The 15,696-nt window shown below is 45.8% G+C and carries 12 protein-coding genes, 1 tRNA gene and 1 pseudogene; 6 read left to right on the forward strand and 8 right to left on the reverse strand.

Annotated elements, in window-relative coordinates; translation table 11 throughout:
* Positions 1-72 precede the first annotated feature (72 nt).
* A complete protein-coding gene (locus tag R7Q39_RS09335; RefSeq protein WP_225491657.1) occupies positions 73-2,196 on the forward strand; it encodes a TRAP transporter permease in 2,124 nt (707 codons plus the stop codon).
* Between the two features lie 8 nt (positions 2,197-2,204).
* Positions 2,205-3,431: pseudogene (lhgO, locus tag R7Q39_RS09340) on the forward strand (L-2-hydroxyglutarate oxidase).
* Positions 3,432-3,478: 47 nt separating this feature from the next.
* On the opposite strand, the gene R7Q39_RS09345 reads toward lhgO, so the two are convergent.
* The 3 genes from R7Q39_RS09345 to R7Q39_RS09355 all read right to left on the reverse strand — a co-directional run bounded on the left by R7Q39_RS09345 (position 3,479) and on the right by R7Q39_RS09355 (position 6,455).
* Positions 3,479-3,883, reverse strand: coding sequence for a hypothetical protein (locus R7Q39_RS09345; RefSeq protein ID WP_017635518.1), 405 nt, complete (start codon positions 3,881-3,883; stop codon positions 3,479-3,481).
* A gap of 174 nt (positions 3,884-4,057) precedes the next feature.
* A complete protein-coding gene (gene cydB / locus R7Q39_RS09350; protein WP_005374173.1) occupies positions 4,058-5,056 on the reverse strand; it encodes a cytochrome d ubiquinol oxidase subunit II in 999 nt (332 codons plus the stop codon).
* A 10-nt stretch (positions 5,057-5,066) separates the two neighbouring features.
* Positions 5,067-6,455, reverse strand: a complete 1,389-nt coding sequence (locus R7Q39_RS09355; protein ID WP_005374170.1) for a cytochrome ubiquinol oxidase subunit I — start codon at positions 6,453-6,455, stop codon at positions 5,067-5,069.
* Positions 6,456-6,614: 159 nt separating this feature from the next.
* Here R7Q39_RS09355 and R7Q39_RS09360 point away from each other — a divergent pair, with 159 nt between their 5' ends.
* Positions 6,615-7,859, forward strand: a complete 1,245-nt coding sequence (locus tag R7Q39_RS09360) for an NADH:ubiquinone reductase (Na(+)-transporting) subunit B (RefSeq protein WP_005374169.1) — start codon at positions 6,615-6,617, stop codon at positions 7,857-7,859.
* 298 nt (positions 7,860-8,157) lie between these two features.
* Positions 8,158-9,558: a tryptophanase gene (locus R7Q39_RS09365; RefSeq protein ID WP_005374168.1), complete on the forward strand. Its 1,401-nt coding sequence runs from the start codon at positions 8,158-8,160 to the stop codon at positions 9,556-9,558.
* 78 nt (positions 9,559-9,636) lie between these two features.
* Here R7Q39_RS09365 and R7Q39_RS09370 read toward each other — a convergent pair whose 3' ends face one another.
* The 3 genes from R7Q39_RS09370 to R7Q39_RS09380 form a co-directional block, all read right to left on the reverse strand.
* Positions 9,637-10,248, reverse strand: a complete 612-nt coding sequence (locus R7Q39_RS09370; RefSeq protein WP_318076016.1) for a DUF2913 family protein — start codon at positions 10,246-10,248, stop codon at positions 9,637-9,639.
* 32 nt (positions 10,249-10,280) lie between these two features.
* Positions 10,281-10,364, reverse strand: a tRNA-Leu gene (locus R7Q39_RS09375).
* Positions 10,329-10,511: a hypothetical protein gene (locus tag R7Q39_RS09380; RefSeq protein ID WP_021035910.1), complete on the reverse strand. Its 183-nt coding sequence runs from the start codon at positions 10,509-10,511 to the stop codon at positions 10,329-10,331. Before R7Q39_RS09380 ends, R7Q39_RS09375 begins: the two co-directional genes overlap by 36 nt.
* Before the next feature lie 412 nt (positions 10,512-10,923).
* Between R7Q39_RS09380 and R7Q39_RS09385 the strand changes: the two genes are divergently transcribed.
* Positions 10,924-12,132, forward strand: a complete 1,209-nt coding sequence (locus tag R7Q39_RS09385) for a NupC/NupG family nucleoside CNT transporter (protein WP_017635515.1) — start codon at positions 10,924-10,926, stop codon at positions 12,130-12,132.
* A gap of 54 nt (positions 12,133-12,186) precedes the next feature.
* Here the strand turns inward: R7Q39_RS09385 and R7Q39_RS09390 are convergent, their stop codons facing one another.
* Both R7Q39_RS09390 and R7Q39_RS09395 read right to left on the reverse strand, forming a co-directional pair.
* Positions 12,187-13,275 carry a DUF3541 domain-containing protein gene (locus R7Q39_RS09390; protein WP_137282864.1) on the reverse strand — a complete coding sequence of 363 codons (1,089 nt, stop codon included), beginning with the start codon at positions 13,273-13,275 and terminating at the stop codon, positions 12,187-12,189.
* Between the two features lie 69 nt (positions 13,276-13,344).
* Positions 13,345-13,950, reverse strand: coding sequence for an alpha-ketoglutarate-dependent dioxygenase AlkB family protein (locus tag R7Q39_RS09395; RefSeq protein ID WP_005374161.1), 606 nt, complete (start codon positions 13,948-13,950; stop codon positions 13,345-13,347).
* 132 nt (positions 13,951-14,082) lie between these two features.
* Between R7Q39_RS09395 and R7Q39_RS09400 the strand changes: the two genes are divergently transcribed.
* Positions 14,083-15,438, forward strand: a complete 1,356-nt coding sequence (locus R7Q39_RS09400; protein WP_021035911.1) for a diguanylate cyclase — start codon at positions 14,083-14,085, stop codon at positions 15,436-15,438.
* The last annotated feature ends 258 nt before the right edge of the window (positions 15,439-15,696 follow it).

The following is a 15,696-nucleotide window of genomic DNA, read 5'->3' on the forward strand; positions in this document are numbered from 1 at the left end:
AGTTTCGGCTCGGGGCATTTTATCCCTACCGATTTCTAAGATGGAAAAAGCCGCCAGAGCTTGGAGTATGAGATGAGCGACTCAATAGAAAAGGAATTGCAGAAGTTTGAGCTGCCCACGCGCACTGATTTTCCGTGGGTAACCACCACAATCACAGTGTTTGGCGTGGTGTTGTCTGCTTTGCACATTTGGTTTAATACCTTATCGACGTTACCAGAGTTATGGATTTCCGCGACCCACTTTGCTGGCTTTGCGGTGATTTGTGCGCTTTGGTATCCGGCTCATATCTCTCTCAAGCAGAGTAAGATTGCACTCGGCATCGATGTGTTGATTGCCATGGGCGCGGTCGCGTGTTTGCTCTACATTCCCTATGCCGAAGATGCGCTATATGAACGCGGTGTGAAGTTCGTGACCAGCGATTGGGTCTTCGCCATCATGGCAATTTTGATTGTTATCGAACTGATTCGACGCACCATGGGCTGGTTTATTCCAGTGTTGATTGTGGTGTGTTTAAGCTACGTTGTGCTTTGGGGTAAGTGGGCGACAGGTATTTTCCACTTCCCGGGTTTGAGCATGGAAACCTTGCTCTACCGCAGCTTCTATTCTTCTGAGGGCATGTTTGGCTCTATCTCACGCATCAGTTGGACTTTCGTATTCATGTTCATTCTGTTCGGTGCGTTTCTTGTTCGCTCTGGTGTCGGTGATTACATCATCAATGTGGCACGTGCTGCGGCTGGCAAAATCATTGGTGGTCCCGGTTTTATCGCAGTGATTGGCTCGGGATTGATGGGCTCAGTATCTGGATCTAGTGTGGCAAATACGGTTTCAACTGGTGTTATCAGTATTCCTTTAATGCAAAAAGCAGGTTTCCCTTCGCGCTTCGCGGCGGGCGTTGAAGCTGCGGCGTCGACAGGTGGTCAGTTGATGCCACCTGTGATGGGAGCGGGTGCTTTCATAATGGCGTCTTACACGCAAATTCCTTATGTTGATATTATTGCCGTTTCTTTCATTCCTGCTCTTATCTATTTCTTGTCTGTGGCGTTCTTTGTGCGTATCGAAGCCAAACGCAGCGGCGTTCAAAAAATCACGACCAGCGATGAATCTCTACTGAAAGTGCTGATCAGCGGTTGGCACAACCTTATCCCGCTGGCGGTATTGGTTACTTTGTTGGTTCAAGGCTTTACGCCAACTTACGCTGCTGGCTTGTCGATCATTTCTGTGGTGGTGGCTTCTTGGTTCTCAAAAGATCACAAGATGGGACCAAAAGCGATCATCGAAGCACTTTCACAAGGTGCGAAAAACATGGCGACAACCGCCGTATTGCTGGTGGGTATTGGTTTGGTGATCAACGTGATCAGCACAACGGGCATCGGCAACACCTTCTCATTGATGATCGACGGTTGGGCGAATGGTGACTTGTTCATCATGATCGTTCTGATTGCGCTCGCTTCTCTTGTTTTGGGTATGGGTTTACCTGTGACAGCGGCGTATATTGTATTGGGTACACTGTCTGCCCCTGCGCTTTACAAGTTGATTGCGGAAAACCAATTGCTTGAATTGATGGTATCGGGTCAATTGCCTGAACAAGCAAAAGCCATCTTTATGTTGGCAGCGCCAGAAAAGTTGGAACTGCTTAATACACCAATGGCGTTGGAAACCGCGAAAGAAATGGTGGCGTTAGTACCCGCAGACTTTATGGAAACCCTACTAGAGCAAAGTTTGGGTATGGAAGCGGTAGGCTTGGCATTGCTGGCTGCTCACCTCATCATCTTCTGGTTATCGCAAGACAGCAACGTAACGCCTCCAGTGTGTTTGACCGCCTTTGCTGCGGCAACCATCGCTAAAACACCGCCAATGCGTACCGGTTTGATGGCATGGAAAATCGCTAAAGGTTTGTATCTTGTACCGCTGCTGATTGCTTACACAGGCTTAGTAAGTTGGGATGTAACGTCGGTAATTGCCGTGGGCTTCTTCGCCATCATCGGAACCTATGCATTGATTGGTGCGATTGAAGGCTACTTGGAAGGTCCTCTAAACATTCTGACTCGTCTCTTGTTGGTAGTGGTGGGTACATTGCTGGTTTGGCACGACATCCCAATGTTGGTTCGTGTGGCAAGCTGCGCGGTATTTGTCGCGGTGTTCATTTACAGTGGTCGCAAGTTCAAATTGCAACAATCTCAACTATCGGTTTTATAAGAGGTCGTATGAAATCAGTCTATGACTACATCATTGTTGGTGGCGGTATCGTTGGTGTGTCGACAGCATGGCAACTGCAGCAACGCCACCCAGACAAATCCATTTTATTGGTTGAGAAAGAGTCCGGTTTTGCGAAGCACCAAACCGGACACAATAGCGGCGTGATTCATGCTGGAGTGTACTACGCACCGGGCAGCCTAAAAGCCGATTTTTGTAAGCGTGGGGTAGAGCGAACCATTTCGTTCTGTGCTCAGCACGATATTCCGGTGGAGAACTGTGGCAAGTTACTGGTTGCGACCAATGAGCAAGAAGTCGAACGCATGAATGCCCTCTATGAGCGCTGCCATGTCAACGGCATCGACGTAAAGCTACTCGATGAAGTTCAACTCAAGCTGGCTGAGCCAAACATCACAGGCTTGGGCGCGATTTATGTCAAAACCACCAGTATTGTCGATTATCGTTTGGTCACTGAGCAGATGGCGGAAGAGTTCAAAACGCTCGGTGGTCAAATCAGCCTGAGAACCAAAGTGGTGGCTGCCGAAGAGAAGGACGAAGAAGTCCAACTGACCTGCATTTCAGACGGTCAAACGATGCAGCTTAATACCAAGTTCTTGGTTACTTGCAGCGGCTTGATGGCGGATCGCATGACTAAGATGATGGGTATTCCAACTGACTTTCAGATCATCCCTTATCGTGGTGAATACTACCGCTTAGATAGCAAACACGACCAAGTGGTGAATCATCTTATTTATCCAATTCCCGACCCTGATTTGCCATTCTTAGGTGTCCACCTGACTCGCATGATTGATGGCAGTGTGACCGTTGGTCCAAATGCGGTGCAAGGCTGAAAGCGAGAAGGGTACGACAAGGTTAACTTCAGCTTGCAAGATACCATGCAAATGCTCAGTTTCTCCGGCTTTTGGAAGGTGACACAAAAGCATCTAAAAACCGGACTGGGTGAGTTTAAGAACTCGTGGTGGAAGCCGGGCTACCTCAAGTTGGTCAACAAATATTGCCCAAGCATCAAGGTAGAAGATCTCAAACCATATCCTGCGGGTATTCGTGCGCAAGCAGTGTTATCCGACGGAACCTTGGTTCATGACTTCTTGTTTGCCGAGAGCGCAAGAAGCTTACACGTTTGCAACGCCCCCTCTCCTGCAGCGACATCTGCAATGCCTATTGGAGAGTACATTTGCGATAAAGTGAATGAAAAGATAGAGGCGAAAACGGTATAAAACAAAGGCGACGTAACTGTCGCCTTTATTGTATTTGAATCTGGGAATTAGGAGTTGCCATCTTTAGGGCAGAGTTCACCTTTCTTGGCGTGTCTTTCTATCATGTAATCGCCTCGGGCACTGTGCAATACAATTGCATTCCAGACTTGACCATCTTGCAACTCGAACTCAAACGCATAATGGGTGCCGCCGACCATTTTCGTTCTCACCTCATGAATTGCTTTCAATTTATCATCGGCATTCATTTGATAAAGCACCATGTTAAGTGAACGTCTGGCGTCAGGAGTTGCTTCGGCAAGTCGCCAACGGCCCTGCTCGTCTGTTGCGGAGCAAATAGACCGCATTTTACTTTTAATGGCGGATGACATCTGCTTGTCTACGGCCAATGCATTTGGTGAAAACAGTGGAACCGTCAAAGGAATCAAAGTTACCAGAAACCGCTTTAAGGTCATAAAAACACTCCGTTGTTTTACTCTTGCTTGAGTATAGACCTCAATGGCTTCAGATGTGGTGCAGTAGACTCTGGGCCTACAATATCGCAGTTCGTATCAACGAACTGATGATAAACAAGGCGACCACGCTTACCAGCCAAATGCCAATGAACCACAAAATGGGTTTTAGTTTCATCAGTGATATCCTTCTCCACGTTTCATCTTGCCGCGGAAAACCCAGTACGAATAAGCCGTGTAGGCTATGATCAGAGGAAGTAATACCACCGCGCCGGCAAGTAAAAATGCCAAACTTTTGTCTGGCGCGGCGACGTCTTGATAAGTGAGTGCGAATGGGACCAAGTAAGGGAATGTACTGACACCGAAACCCATCGCGGACACAAGAAACAGGCCGATCGCAAGAACGTAGGCTCGGACGGCTTTGTGGTCGAGTAAGGCTTTGAATAGCTGCCAAATGAGTGCCGCTGCAATAATTGGTAATATGAAAAACAGTAGTGAGTTTGGTAATGAGAACCAACGTTCAAAGACGATATTTTGGCTCAATGGCAGCCACAAACTGGCGATAAATATACAGGCTACCATCGCTAGTCCCCATCGTCGCGCGACCACGTAATAGCGCCCCATCAGCTCTTCTGGAAGCTTGATTAATAACCAGCATGAACCGAGCAGGATATAAGCACAAACAAGCGCCAAGCCACAAAATACGCTAAATGGCGAAAGCCAATCAAACCATCCACCTGCGTATGCTCGTTCACTAACCTCTATACCTTGGAGCAGGGTTCCGAGCATAATGCCTTGCATCAATGCCGCGGTGAGTGAACCAATGAAAAAAGCGCTATCCCATAAAAACTTTCCGCGTTGTGTTCGGAAGCGATATTCAAAAGAAACCCCACGCAGAATTAACCCGAGCAGCATTAAAATCAGAGGAGCATAGAGTGCTGGCATAATGACCGCGTAGGCGAGGGGGAACACGGCAAAAAGCCCACCACCACCAAGAACTAGCCAAGTTTCATTCCCATCCCAAACAGGAGCGATGCTGTTCATCATCATGTCGCGCTCTTCATCGTCATTAGCGCTGAGAAATAGGATACCAATACCGAGATCAAAGCCATCTAACACGACATAAATCAGAACGGCGAGCCCAATCAAAGCGTACCAAATTAATGCGTAATCCATGAGTTAGCTCCTAGGTTAGATGGTTAGAATGTGTGATGGCATCAGTTTTCGTGCCATCAGGAAGTCGGCTATCTAGACCTTCTTCATATCGAGTTGGAGACTTACGCATCAAACGTAGGAGATAGAAGAAGCCAGCTCCAAAAACCACAAAGTAAACCACGATGAACGCCGTCAGGGAGACGCTCACCGCGGCGGCATCAATAGGCGATGCCGAATTGGCTGTGGTTAAAAGACCGTATACGGTGTAAGGCTGTCGACCGACTTCGGTAGTTATCCAGCCTGCTAAAACTGCAATGAACCCCGCTGGGGCAAACAGCACACAAATACGTTGAAGTGCCCTCGAATCAAAAAGTTTGCGACGTTTTCTTAGCCAAAGGCTCCACAAACCAATAACAAGCATGCCAAAACCAAGTGCGACCATGACTCGGAAAGACCAGAAAACGATAGATACAGGAGGGTGTTCCTCCTCTGGAAAAGCATCTAATCCCTTCACTTCACCGTTGAGGTCATGAGTTAAAATCAAACTACCGAGTTTGGGGATTTCCAGTGCGTATTCCATGCGTTTTTCTTCATCGTTAGGGATACCGAAGAGGATCAATGGCGCGCCTTGGTGAGACTCATAGTGCCCTTCCATCGCGGCGACTTTGGCGGGTTGATGTTCAAGGGTGTTTAAACCATGCATGTCTCCAGCAACGATTTGAATTGGTGTCACGATGGCAGCCATCCACATTGCCATCGAGAACATAATTCTGGCTAGAGGGTTATGGTTTGCTTTTAGTAAGTGATAAGCGGCAACGCCGGCTACAACAAAGGCAGTAGTAAGGTAAGCGGCGAGCAACATATGAACGAGCCGGTAAGGGAAGGAAGGGTTGAAGACAATCGCCCACCAGTCTTCTGGGATAAACTGTCCGGCTTCGTTGATACTGTAGCCCGCTGGTGTTTGCATCCAACTATTAACCGAAAGTATCCAAAACGCAGACAAAAACGTCCCGAATGCAACAATACAAGTCGCGGCGAAGTGAAGCTTCTTACCCACCTTATCCATACCGAAAAGCATCACGCCTAAAAACCCCGCTTCGAGGAAAAATGCAGTAAAAACTTCATAACCCATTAGCGGGCCCAGGATTGGGCCTGTTTTGTCGGCAAACACGCTCCAGTTAGTACCGAATTGATAGCTCAACACGATGCCACTCACCACACCCATACCAAAACTGATGGCAAAGATTTTGATCCAGTACTTATAGATTTGCATGTACTGTTTGTTGCCCGTTTTTAAGTACAAGCCCTCTAATACAGCGAGATAACTTGCCAAACCAATCGTAAAAGCTGGAAAAATAATGTGGAAAGAGACAGTAAAGGCAAATTGGAATCTAGCTAGGTCAATGGCGAGTGTGTCCATGAGCGGTCCCTTTTTCGTTGGATAAACTGTTCGCCGGATTTAAAGAGGAGACAGAAGAGTGGCGAACAAGGTGAAATACGAAGAAGGAAGACGAAGAGATTAAAAAACGATCGCTTTTTACACATGTGCGTACCATCTTTTAGATAAAGGAGGAGCGTTATGAGCCTTAAACATTACTTTGAGAAAGCGACACCTAAGTTTGGTCCAGGTGGGAAGTATCACAAGTTCTACCCACTTTTCGAAGCTGTCGAAACCATTTTTTACACGCCTGGTAAGGTAAACCAGGGCATGACTCACGTTCGAGATAGCATCGATTTAAAACGTATTATGATCATGGTGTGGCTGGCGGTCTTCCCTGCCATGTTCTGGGGTATGTACAACATAGGCCAGCAAGCGAGTGATGCCTTGTTGTATGGAATGGATCAAGCCTCAGCTCAGCAAGCGCTTGTTTCTTCATGGCAACTGAGTTGGGTATGGGGCTCGTTAGATGCGGTTTCACAAGCGGGGTGGGGAAGTAAAATGTGGCTTGGTGCTACTTACTTTCTCCCGGTTTATGCGACGGTGTTTATCGTTGGTGGTTTCTGGGAAGTTCTGTTTGCTATTGTGCGAAAGCATGAGGTAAATGAAGGTTTTTTTGTCAGCTCTATACTCTTTGCGCTGATCCTTCCCCCGACAATTCCACTATGGCAAGCGGCTTTAGGTATCACTTTCGGTATTGTTGTGGCGAAGGAGATTTTCGGTGGTACTGGACGAAACTTCCTAAATCCAGCTTTAGCAGGGCGAGCGTTCTTATACTTTGCCTATCCTGCCAACATGTCCGGTGGTGCTGTGTGGGTCGCGGCTGATGGTTACTCTGGCGCTACTCCACTTAGTCAATGGTATGAAGGCGGGCAAAGTGCTTTGATAAATAATATGACAGGACAAACAATTTCATGGGGAGATGCTTTTGTTGGTAATTTACCAGGCTCGATGGGTGAAGTCTCCACGTTGTTGATCGCACTAACAGGCTTGGTTCTCATCTTTATGAAGATTGCATCGTGGAGAATTGTTGCGGGCGTGTTGGTCGGTTTAATCGGAGCTTCATTACTATTGAATGCGATCGGTTCAGACTCTAACCCCATGTTCTCCATGCCGTTCTACTGGCACTTCGTGATTGGTGGGGTTGCGTTTGGTACCTTCTTTATGGCGACAGACCCTGTCTCGGCAGCTTTTACCAATAACGGGAAATGGGCATACGGACTATTAATCGGCGTGATGACGATTTTTATCCGAGTGCTGAACCCGGCTTATCCAGAAGGCATCATGTTAGCGATTCTATTTGCTAACTTATTCGCGCCACTTTTCGATTACCTAGTCAAAGAAAGTAATATCAAACGCAGAATGAAAAGGGCGAGACCTTCTTAAAATGAGGGTGACCTCACTGAAAATTGATTGAAAACTGCACTATATTGAAAAGGTCAGAGACATGGGGTTTCTGACTTTTTATTTTTATCAGGAGGACGAAGACGATGAGAATAAAGGATATTCTCGATAGCCGTTTGGTGCTGTCGTTCTGGTATAACCTAGACTACTGCTTGTCTCTTCTTAGTAAAATCTCTTCTCGTTGATTTCCTCAATGCAATCGCATTGAAAAGCATTCTATCTATTTGTTTTTTAGTCTTACGTGAAACTGCGTAGGGCAATGCGTATAAGGAAATTAACAATGAAACGTATTCCAGAACCTTTCCGTATCAAAATGGTTGAGCCAATCAAAATGACGACTTTGGCAGACCGTGAAGTCGCGTTAAAAGAAGCGGGCTATAATCCATTTCTTCTTCGTAGTGATGATGTTTATATCGATTTGCTGACTGACTCAGGCACTGGTGCCATGAGTGATAATCAGTGGGCTGGCATCATGATGGGGGATGAATCCTATGCGGGGAGTCGAAATTACTACAACCTGTGTGATGCAGTGGAGTACTTCTTCGGTTATAAGCTCACCGTGCCTGCACACCAAGGGCGTGGTGCCGAGCAAATTTTGTTCCCCGCTTTGATTGAGCGTATGCGTCAGGTGCGTGGTGGCGAAACGCCAGTATTTATCTCGAACTACCATTTTGATACCACAGCGGGTCACATTGAACTCAATGGCGGTAAAGCGATTAACGTGGTAACGGAAGAAGCATTCGACACCACTACGCCTTATGATTGGAAGGGCAATTTTGATATCGATAAGCTGGTGGCAACAATTGAAGCGCACGGTTCGCATAACATCTGTGCAATTATCACCACGATTACTTGTAATAGCTCCGGTGGTCAGCCTGTGTCGATGGAAAACATGCGCAGTGTGTACGAGATTGCAACCAAGTACGATATTCCAGTGGTGATTGACTCGGCTCGTTACTGTGAGAACGCTTACTTTATCAAGCAGCGTGAAGCGGGTTACGAGAATAAATCGATTCTGGAAATCATCCGTGAGATGTACCAGTACGGTGATATGCTCACCATGTCAGCTAAGAAAGACCCGATGGTAAACATTGGTGGCATGTGTTGTATTCGTGATCATAAGGAGTTGTTCCAGGCGGTGCAGACGCGCTGCGTACCCATGGAAGGATTTGTGACATACGGCGGCATGGCTGGGCGTGATATGGAAGCGCTCGCTCGCGGTTTGTATGAAGCCGCGGATGAGGATTTTCTTCACTATAGAATTAGCCAAGTTCAATACTTAGGTGAGCGCTTACGTGAAGGCGGTATTCCGATTCAATACCCAACGGGTGGTCATGCGGTGTTTGTGGATGCCGCTAAGATTTTGCCACATATTCCAGCGGATCAGTTTCCTGCGCAGGTATTGTGTAATGCTTTGTACTTGGAAGCGGGTATTCGAGCAGTAGAGATAGGATCGTTGCTGCTTGGTCGAGATCCGGAAACGGGTAAACAAAAAGCGTCAGAGCTTGAGTTGATGCGTTTGACTATTCCACGTCGTGTCTACACAAACGATCATATGGATTACATTGCGGATGCGATTATCGAACTGAAAAATCGTGCATATGAGTTAAAAGGGCTCACTTTCGTGTACGAGCCACCAGTGCTGCGCCACTTTACTGCTCGATTTAAAGAGATCGATTAACTCAAGTTTAAATCTAGATAAGCAAAAGGCCGCGAGTTTCGCAGCCTTTTTCGATTCGTTTATTTCTTAGCGTTACAGTTACGCTAACTCTAATGTGATGCGAACGAACTGGTCGTCTTGATACTGCACTTCATAATTGAAGGTACCACTGGCGTAAATGCTGCCAAGGAAAAGTGAACGTTGACTCATTGCTCCGCGGAACAGCATCGAAATAGGAGCGATTAGGGCGTTATTATCATCGAAGTGCTGATTTAAGTTCTCAGAAAGCACACACAGCAAACAGCCGTGTTGGTCGTGAGATAAGTCGACGTCTTCCGGTCGAGATAATAACACGGTAGTCCCCAGTTTCTTCTCAATCTCGTTGATCAGCAGCAAGTAGCTATCTAGATCGGGTTGAGGGTTGCTGGATTTGTCTGCACCGACGCAGCGCTCGAGTAATGCTTCCAGATTTCCGTTCTCACCTTTTGCCTGCTGAGTCAAAGATTTTAACGGCTTTTTAATCAGCTTATAGCGATTACTCTTCAGTTTTGGTTTCAGCCATTTCTGAAGTAAGTCATTACGTTCTTTAAGGGAGAGGCCATGCGAGGATGCGTGAATTTTAAAGTGCAGGTGTAATAAAGCGTGAACCGCAAGCTCACTCAGAAGTTGATTAGCATCTGTAGACTGTCTTGCCTGCTTAGAACTTTGCATTACACTCGAACAAAATTAGGGAAGAAGGATAATGGTGCCGAGAGAGGGACTCGAACCCTCACACCAAAGGCACTAGCACCTCATGCTAGCGTGTCTACCAATTTCACCATCTCGGCATCATGATGCTCTGAATACTCAGAGGCCTCGAAAGAAGCAACGCGAATTATAACCAAAATCCACCTGTTGGCGAGAGCAAAATGACGAATTTTGGCTCTTTCGAGTTTGATTGCATATTTATTGGTCACTTTTATGTTTTTTACCATCAACGCCTATCCTTATTTCCTTACTTTTATTAATGGTATGACGATAAAAGAGTGCTTTTGCCTAAATTTTGAACGCTTGAACGTTTGCGTAAATAAATGTGATGAATATCTCTTTTTGTTGGCTATACTTGCGTCCCGTTTAAGCGGGAATTAGGGTTTAGTTGTTCAGGACCCTTACCCATACAAGCCGTCACATGGAGCAGGCCAAGCAACATGCTCGCCAGCAGTGAATGACCCCACGGACCGGACCAGCTACGTTCAATTGCTTGTATAAGGTAAAAATAAGATGTCGAACTATTCGTTCTGTCTACATTCTGGATCTAAAAGTGAGTTATCACTCACTGCGTTGTCCCTTTCTTCTGCCAATTCCTTTGGCTCTTTTTTCTTTTTCAACGTTTAGTAGGTCCAGCTCATGAGTGTTCTATTTAGTCTATTTGGTATTGTTGCACTGCTAGGTTGTGCTTTCCTACTTTCTGAGGGTCGTTCTTCCATCAATTGGAAAACTGTATCTCGCGCCTTGATGCTACAAATGGGGTTTGCTGCTTTGGTGCTCTATTTCCCGTTGGGTCAAGCGGCGCTGGCGAGTTTAAGTAATGGTGTCGCGGGGCTACTCAGCTTTGCTGATGAGGGGATTAAATTCCTCTTTGGTGACCTCGCTTCTTCTGGCTTTATCTTCGCTATCCGTGTCCTTCCTATCATCATCTTCTTCAGTGCTCTTATCTCCGCCCTTTACTATTTGGGCATTATGCAAAAAGTGATTCAATTTATTGGCGGCGCTATCCAGAAGTTCTTGGGTACGAGTAAAGCAGAGTCTTTGGTTGCAACAGGGAACATTTTCTTATCTCAAGGCGAGTCACCACTTCTTATTCGTCCATTTCTTTCTAACATGACTCGCTCTGAACTGTTTGCTGTGATGGCTGGTGGTATGGCTTCAGTGGCGGGCAGTGTGCTTGGTGGTTATGCTGGTTTGGGTGTCGACCTCAAATACTTGATCGCGGCAAGCTTTATGGCAGCACCAGGTAGTTTGATGATGGCAAAAATCATCGTTCCTGAGCGTCAAACGCCAAGCGATTACAACAATATTGAGCTAGATAAATCAGAAGAAAGTAACGTTATTGATGCGCTAGCAAGCGGTGCCATGGGCGGTATGAAAGTTGCCGTTGCTGTTGGTACCATGCTTATCGCTTTCGTGAGTGTTATCGCGATGGTGAACACGGGGCTAGAAAACTTGGGCGAGATACTTGGTTTCTCTGGCGTAACGCTACAAGCGATTTTTGGTTATTTGTTTGCACCTCTAGCGTGGTTGATTGGTGTGCCAAGCCACGAAATTCTAGCTGCGGGTTCATACATTGGTCAGAAAGTGGTGATGAATGAGTTTGTTGCGTTTATCGATTTTGTGCAGCACAAAGCGACACTGTCTGAGCATACTCAAATTATTATCACTTTTGCGTTGTGTGGTTTTGCGAACATTGGCTCAATTGCGATTCAGTTGGGTTCTATCGGCGTGATGGCACCTGAGCGCCGCAAAGATGTTGCAAGTCTAGGCCTAAAAGCGGTTGCTGCTGGTACACTCGCTAACCTGATGAGTGCTTGCTTAGCGGGCATTTTTATCTCTCTCTAATTTAGATTGAAGATCCACACTCAAAACCCGCCTAAATGGCGGGTTTTGTTATTTCTAAGGCTTGGGCATTAAGCCGTAAGGTATCGATTTAAAAGCCTCTGGGTGCTCTTGATAAGTTGGCGCTTTATGTACCCCTTTCCAATCGAGCAGCATGATGGCTAGCACGTTACGGTGTTCGCCGTACTTGAGATCAAAGTTACCGTCGACCGACGGAATCATCCCTTTTTCTGCGTTGATTGCATGACGAATGGCTTGGCGGGTCTTCTTTACGACCGGATCATGGTCCAAGCCTGCTAACAAAAACGAAATGCCGACTTCCGCAATCACGTCTTCTTTGGCGCGCAGTAGGATAGTGTCGATGTTGTTGCGAAAGTAATCATAAATCCATTGGTGTTTCTTCTCGCTTACTCGCTCCTGATAATACTGTGAATCGGCAAAGATGATGTGCGTCATACCATAGAGTTTGTTCCAATACTGCTGAGCTGAAAGCATCTTATCGTTATCGTCGGGGTAGGTGTTCCGGAAGGTTTGAGTGAATTCCTCGACCACATCTTGCTCTCCTAGCTGACGAAGCCAGTAGACTTGGTTTGCAAGCTGAGCTGCCCATGCCTCTATCATCTCTTTGTCCGTAACGTAACGCGAGAAATCGTAGCGCCTAATAATTTTTCTCAGCGTTTTGTCTTGTTTATGTTGTAGGCCATATTCGTTTGCTCTTGCCATTGCGCCAAGCAAATCCACACCAAGATAAAGGTACTCAGGATGGTGTTTAGTCACGGTATAGCGTCGCTGCCCTCGTTCGGTTTCTTTCTCTTGATACGTGGTCAACCTTTGAGATGAATAGAGAATGATGTCTTCTGGTTCAACGACTTCATTAGCAAATTGGTTTAACCGGCTGGCTACTTGTGCCATGTCGGTCCAAATGGCAGCGTGATATTTCTCATCTAATGTTTGGCGGTACATGCGTAAGCCAAAATGGCCCTCTTTAAACGCCGGGAAAGTGAACAGTTCTTGTTCGTAGGTACTACGAATCAACTGCGCTGATTGAGTATTATCGAGAAGCGGTACGTCTTCCTGTGATGCCTGAGCAGCAAAGGTAAGTGAGCAAGAGAGTAAGACCGCTAAGCTAAGAGGTTTAATACGCATAAATCCATTCCCTATGAAGTCCTGAACCTAAACCTACCATCAATATTAATTGAGAATGTAAAAGCTGAGTCAATAGTTGAAAATTTGCCTAAAAGTCAGGTTGATACGTTCATCTTTGGTTTTCGCGGTTTTTGGTACGCAGTGCTTCCAGTGATGCTGGAGCTCGCCAGCCATAATCAGTAAGGAGCCGTGAGAAAGCTCATATTCAATCTCAGTTTTACAATGTAAATTTCTAAGCAAAAATCGACGTGTTTCACCTAAGTTCAAAGATGCGATAACAGGGTTTCTACCTAACTCTGGTTCATTATCTTGGTGCCAGCCCATTGAGTCTTGCCCGTGTCGATATAAGTTAGCGAGAACAGAATTAAAAGTGACATCAGCAACTGATTCACAACGCACTTTGAGCTGAGTTAACTCAGGAGTCCAAGGGTGAGGCTGCATGGTTAAGCCTGAGTAAGTATATGCTGCATCACCGTGCCACGCTTGTAAGCGAGGTTGAAGTACTGACTTGCCGAACATAGTAATGTGTTCTTGGTGCCATGGCAGTGTCTTTCGAAGTTGGTCAAAGTAATTATCCGCCTCAAGATGGCTAAGAAAATGAGGATCATAATAAAGTTTTCCTCTTTCTACTTCTTGCCATAGATCGCCGCCAAATAAATCGCCTTGTTGATGCATCATCTCACACCTAAAACATAAAAGTTGTCAATCACTGTTACCTTTCTGATTATGATTGGTTATTCTTGTGATAATAAGAATTTTAACAATAAATAAAAAATCTCGTAGTTGTATACGAGTTGTGGGGAGAAAATGCGTTATTTACCCAGAAAGCGATGCTATTTTGCATTGTTCTTCCTCACCTTTTTCGCTTTGTGTATTGGGGTTATTGAGCTGTTAAATCGAAACCAGCAAGAGCTTCACAAAGAGCGAGTTCAAGTTGAGGCCAAAGAACAACTTTCCATTCTCCGTTCCAATTTGGAAGCGGTACTTATGGCGGATATCTACAAAGCCAGTACTTTAGCGACACTCATTACGTTACTTCCTAAAAATCAAGAAGAAGAATTGAGTATCGCCGCTCACCGAATCCTAAATAAAAGTAAACATATTACAATCATCGGTATCGCGAAAAATGATGTAATTAGTCATGTATTTCCACGTCAAGGTAATGAGCGCCTAATCGGCCTTGATTACCGCGCAGTGCCACAGCAGTGGGTACAGGTGCAAAAAGCCAAGGATGTACAAGAAATTTTCATCGCAGGGCCCGTTACATTGATCCAAGGTGGCCGAGGTTTGATCGTGCGTGTGCCTGTTTTTCTTGATCCTCCAATGAATCAGGACTACTGGGGAGTGATCAGTGCGGTGATTGATTTCGATGCTCTGATGAGAGAAACCGGCGTAATTGATTTCTCGTATCGTTACCCTTTAATGATCCGTGGTTACGATAGCGGTGGCTCATTTGGTGATGCTTTCTTTGGCGCGCAAAGTGTAAATAGCATGGTATATGCAAAAGAGATGGTTCATTTTCCTTATGGTGGGTGGAGTATGGTGGTTTTCTCTGGAGGCAAAGCTGATCGCCAAATCTCTTGGCATCAGTTGCATTTAGCTAGAGTAATCGGCTATCCCATTATATTCGCACTTAGCCTCGCGCTGTTCGCCATTTATCGACTGTATACCATTGCAGATGACAGAGCTTTACACGATGAACTCACGAATTTACCAAACCGTCGCTATTTTATGAAGTTTTACAAGCAGCAGTTCGAAATAGCGAAACGTTATAAAAAGCGTTATAGCTTCGCCTTAATTAATATTGACCTAGATAGGTTTAAACACATTAACGATACCTATGGTCACGACGCAGGTGACAAAGTTTTAATCGCTACGGCTGAAAGGGTAAAAAGCTCTCTGCGTAAATCAGACATCGTGGCCAGAATGGGCGGTGATGAGTTTTTAGTTGTAGTCCATCACCCTGGAACGGAAGAAAATGTTCAGTCCCTTCTACAAAAACTTCGATTAGCGCTATGCTCGACGCCCGTCATTTACGATGAAACGCTTATCTATTTGAAAGCCAGTATTGGGTACGCGATATTTGACCCGAAAATGTCATCTCCTGAGCAAATGATGAAAATAGCCGATGAGAGAATGTATCAACAAAAGCATGGCGGATGAGCCTGAACCCAGTTTCAATAAGGGGTTAGAGGAATGGTAAAGTTGGGAGCCCGAAATCTCATCATCATTGAGGTGCAAGAATATGTGACTTCATATGTTCACAGACACTTTGCTGAGAGAGTCGTTATTAGCAGTGCATTCAGTGGCATATTTGCATAATGTTGCATTTTGCAAATGCAGTTTGCGAAATTAATGGTTAATAAAGCAACGATATGCATCTGGATCTACTAAAAAACGGCTTTTTTAAAGTTGGCACGC

Source organism: Vibrio sp. 947, from assembly GCF_033339115.1.
In the GTDB taxonomy this organism is placed as follows: Bacteria; Pseudomonadota; Gammaproteobacteria; order Enterobacterales; family Vibrionaceae; genus Vibrio; species Vibrio alginolyticus.

What these genes read in the sequence shown, in the direction of transcription:
- R7Q39_RS09335 (WP_225491657.1), top strand. Translation starts at nt 73, where the DNA reads ATGAGCGACTCAATAGAAAAGGAATTGCAGAAGTTTGAGCTGCCCACG.
- R7Q39_RS09345 (WP_017635518.1), bottom strand. Translation starts at nt 3,883, where the DNA reads ATGACCTTAAAGCGGTTTCTGGTAACTTTGATTCCTTTGACGGTTCCA.
- cydB (WP_005374173.1), bottom strand. Translation starts at nt 5,056, where the DNA reads ATGGATTACGCATTAATTTGGTACGCTTTGATTGGGCTCGCCGTTCTG.
- R7Q39_RS09355 (WP_005374170.1), bottom strand. Translation starts at nt 6,455, where the DNA reads ATGGACACACTCGCCATTGACCTAGCTAGATTCCAATTTGCCTTTACT.
- R7Q39_RS09360 (WP_005374169.1), top strand. Translation starts at nt 6,615, where the DNA reads ATGAGCCTTAAACATTACTTTGAGAAAGCGACACCTAAGTTTGGTCCA.
- R7Q39_RS09365 (WP_005374168.1), top strand. Translation starts at nt 8,158, where the DNA reads ATGAAACGTATTCCAGAACCTTTCCGTATCAAAATGGTTGAGCCAATC.
- R7Q39_RS09370 (WP_318076016.1), bottom strand. Translation starts at nt 10,248, where the DNA reads ATGCAAAGTTCTAAGCAGGCAAGACAGTCTACAGATGCTAATCAACTT.
- R7Q39_RS09380 (WP_021035910.1), bottom strand. Translation starts at nt 10,511, where the DNA reads ATGGTAAAAAACATAAAAGTGACCAATAAATATGCAATCAAACTCGAA.
- R7Q39_RS09385 (WP_017635515.1), top strand. Translation starts at nt 10,924, where the DNA reads ATGAGTGTTCTATTTAGTCTATTTGGTATTGTTGCACTGCTAGGTTGT.
- R7Q39_RS09390 (WP_137282864.1), bottom strand. Translation starts at nt 13,275, where the DNA reads ATGCGTATTAAACCTCTTAGCTTAGCGGTCTTACTCTCTTGCTCACTT.
- R7Q39_RS09395 (WP_005374161.1), bottom strand. Translation starts at nt 13,950, where the DNA reads ATGCATCAACAAGGCGATTTATTTGGCGGCGATCTATGGCAAGAAGTA.
- R7Q39_RS09400 (WP_021035911.1), top strand. Translation starts at nt 14,083, where the DNA reads ATGCGTTATTTACCCAGAAAGCGATGCTATTTTGCATTGTTCTTCCTC.